Origin of the sequence: Caballeronia humi, from assembly GCF_001544475.1 — a bacterium.
Classification (GTDB): Bacteria; Pseudomonadota; Gammaproteobacteria; order Burkholderiales; family Burkholderiaceae; genus Caballeronia; species Caballeronia humi.
Genome location: NZ_FCNW02000148.1, coordinates 1 through 2,580, shown reverse-complemented (window position 1 = coordinate 2,580; position 2,580 = coordinate 1). Strand labels below are relative to the sequence as shown.

At 61.7% G+C, this 2,580-nt stretch carries 3 protein-coding genes; all 3 read right to left on the bottom strand.

What is annotated here, in order from left to right:
• Nucleotides 1-139: 139 nt before the first annotated feature.
• Genes tnpC through tnpA form a run of 3 tightly spaced genes read right to left on the bottom strand, consistent with a single transcriptional unit; the run spans nt 140 to nt 2,496 of the window.
• Nucleotides 140-1,705, bottom strand: coding sequence for an IS66 family transposase (tnpC, locus tag AWB65_RS34600; protein WP_087671227.1), 1,566 nt, complete (start codon nt 1,703-1,705; stop codon nt 140-142).
• 30 nt (nt 1,706-1,735) lie between these two features.
• Entirely contained in the window at nt 1,736-2,080 is a 345-nt protein-coding gene (gene tnpB, locus AWB65_RS34595; protein WP_027803720.1) for an IS66 family insertion sequence element accessory protein TnpB, read from the bottom strand.
• Nucleotides 2,077-2,496, bottom strand: coding sequence for an IS66-like element accessory protein TnpA (tnpA, locus tag AWB65_RS38000; protein ID WP_087671226.1), 420 nt, complete (start codon nt 2,494-2,496; stop codon nt 2,077-2,079). The genes tnpB and tnpA overlap by 4 nt, the downstream gene beginning before the upstream one ends.
• Between the last annotated feature and the right edge of the window lie 84 nt (nt 2,497-2,580).

Genomic DNA, 2,580 nt, shown 5'->3' with positions numbered 1-2,580 from the left:
GTAAGCGACTCGGCTGGGCCAGTTCCTCATTCGTGCGCGCGTGAGGCATGATGGAATTCATATGGATCACGACGGGGGATCGTGTCCATGATCGGCAATCGTGGACATGATCCATCCAAATCTATCCAGATCTATCCGGTTAAGGCGTAGGTGGAGTGGCCGGCTTCAGTTTGTCCGCCACGTTCCAGGGCAGCAAGTCGTCGATGCGTGAGATCTTGTGGTCAGCGATATGGGTCAGGACGTATTCCAGGTAGGCGCGCGGATTGATCCCGTTGAGCTTTGCCGACCCGATCAAGCTATACATCGCGGCGGCCCGCTCGCCCCCGCTGTCGGAGCCGACGAACAGATAGTTCTTGCGTCCGAGTGCGACACAGCGCAGCGCGTTCTCGGCAAGCACGTTGCTGATCTCGACTCGACCGTCCTCGCAGTAGAACACGAGCGCCGCCCAGTGGTTCAGCGAGTAGTTGATTGCTTTGGCGAGCGCGGACTTCGTCGAAAGTGTCGCGAGTTTCGCCCTAATCGTCGCTTCGAACTTCGTGAGCAACGGCCTGGTCTTTTCCTGCCTCAAGCGCAGACGCTCGTCAGGCGCCTTGCCGCGGATGTCGGCTTCGATACTGTAGAGCTCGCCGATCATCTCGAGCAGTTGCTGGGTATCTGGAGTCGGTGTGCGCGCGTGAACATCATAGATATACCTCCTCGCGTGGTCCCAGCATGCCGCTTCGTGGATCTCGCCGCTCGCATACAATTGATCGAAACCCGCGTAAGCATCGGCCTGCAGGGTCCCGCGGAATGCGGCGAGCCGGGTCTGAGGATGTACGCCTTTGCGATTCGACGAGAAGTCGAACCATACCGCAGCCGGCTCACTCGAGCCCGAGCGGTGATCGTCACGTACGTAGACCCAGAAGCGACCGGTCACCGTCTTTCCGTTGCCTGGCGCGAGCACCGCAACCGGTGTGTCGTCGACGTGTACTTTGCCGGCGACCAGCACGTAGCGCTGGATTGCTTCCACAAGCGGCCCGCAGAGCTCGGCGATCTGCCCGATCCAGCGGCCCATGCTGGCGCGATCCAGCGTCACGCCGTCGCGTGCCGCAATCTCAGATTGGCGATACAGCGGTTGGTGATCGGCGAACTTCGATACCGCAATGTCGGCCAGCAGGCTCGGATGCGCGATGCTGTGCTCGATCGGCAGGCTGGGCATCGCGGGCTGTTCGATGTGGCCGCAGTCAGGACAGCACAGCTTGTGACGGATCGTGCGGATCACTTTGAACGCAGCCGCCACGCGCGCGAGCTGCTCGGAGACATCCTCGCCGAGTCGCTGCATCGTTGTCGCACACTTGGGGCAAGCCGGATTCGGTGTGAGTTCGATTTCATCGCGTGGCAAGTGCGGCGGCAGCGGCTCTCGCGTGGGCGCTCGACCGGGCGGCGCCGTCGACGTCTTGTCTCGGTGTCCTCGCGTCTCGGCCGCGCCCTGACCGGCCGTCAGGTCTTCCAGCTGCGCCTCCAGTTTATCGATCTGCCGGGCCAGTTTCTCAGACTTGCTCCCGAAGTACATCCGTCTGAGCTTGTCGATCTGCGCCTTCAGGCGTTCGATTTCGTCGTCCCTTGCGGCAATCTCCCGCACCATGTTCTCGATCGACGCCTGCTGCTCAAGCACCAAAGCTTGGAGCTCAGCGACGGTGGTGGGAAGCGGCGCATCTCTGGACATGCGCCGCAGTTTACGAGCCTTCGATGTCGTTTACAACATCGACAGAGCAGCGGTGCGTTGCGGGTGTCGCCAGTCGATGCCTTCGAGGAGCATCGACAGCTGTGCGCTCGTCAGATGGATCTTTCCACCGTCGGCCTGTGGCCAGATAAACCGGCCTCGCTCCAATCGTTTTGCGAGCAGCCAAAGGCCATCGTCGGTCGCCCAAAGCAGCTTCACGAGATCGCCGCGGCGGCCGCGGAAGATGAATACGTTGCCACCCAGCGGATTCTCTTCGAGCGCTGTCTGCACTTTCGCGGCCAGCCCTTGGAAGCCGCAGCGCATATCGGTCACGCCGGCCACGAGCCAAACGCGCGTACCTGCCGGCAGCGCGATCACTTCAGGCAATCCTGCAGGAACGCTTCAGCGCGCTCGGCAGACAGGCCGCGAATCCTCACACGCCGTTTGCCAATCTCCACCTCGATTTCGCACACGGGGGTCGGCATCGGTACGCCGCTCGGCGCTTGCGACGCCATTGCCGGCTCCGGCGGCTGCAGTACCGATGCCGAGTCGATCACCTCGACGCTCAGCAGATTCATGCTGGGCACGCCCGGCGCGGCTTCGAGTGCAGGGACGGCCAGCTTACCTTCACGGTATTGCTTGCGCCATCCGAACACCACATTGGCGTTGATGTCGTGCCGTCGCGCAACAATCGACACCGACATGCCGCGTTCCAATGTCTCCCTGATCACCTGCTGCTTGAATTCCTGCGCATACGTGCGACGGGGATGCGTACGGCCCGCTGCGTTCGACATAGCTGACTGTCTCCGTCAATCTGAACGCGCCCATCATGCATCGAGAAATTCAGTACTGTGAAACGGCCGTGCCGAGTCGCTTAC

Bases quoted from the DNA above. Each gene is read 5' to 3' on its own strand.
- tnpC (WP_087671227.1), bottom strand. From the start codon at position 1,705: ATGTCCAGAGATGCGCCGCTTCCCACCACCGTCGCTGAGCTCCAAGCT.
- tnpA (WP_087671226.1), bottom strand. From the start codon at position 2,496: ATGTCGAACGCAGCGGGCCGTACGCATCCCCGTCGCACGTATGCGCAG.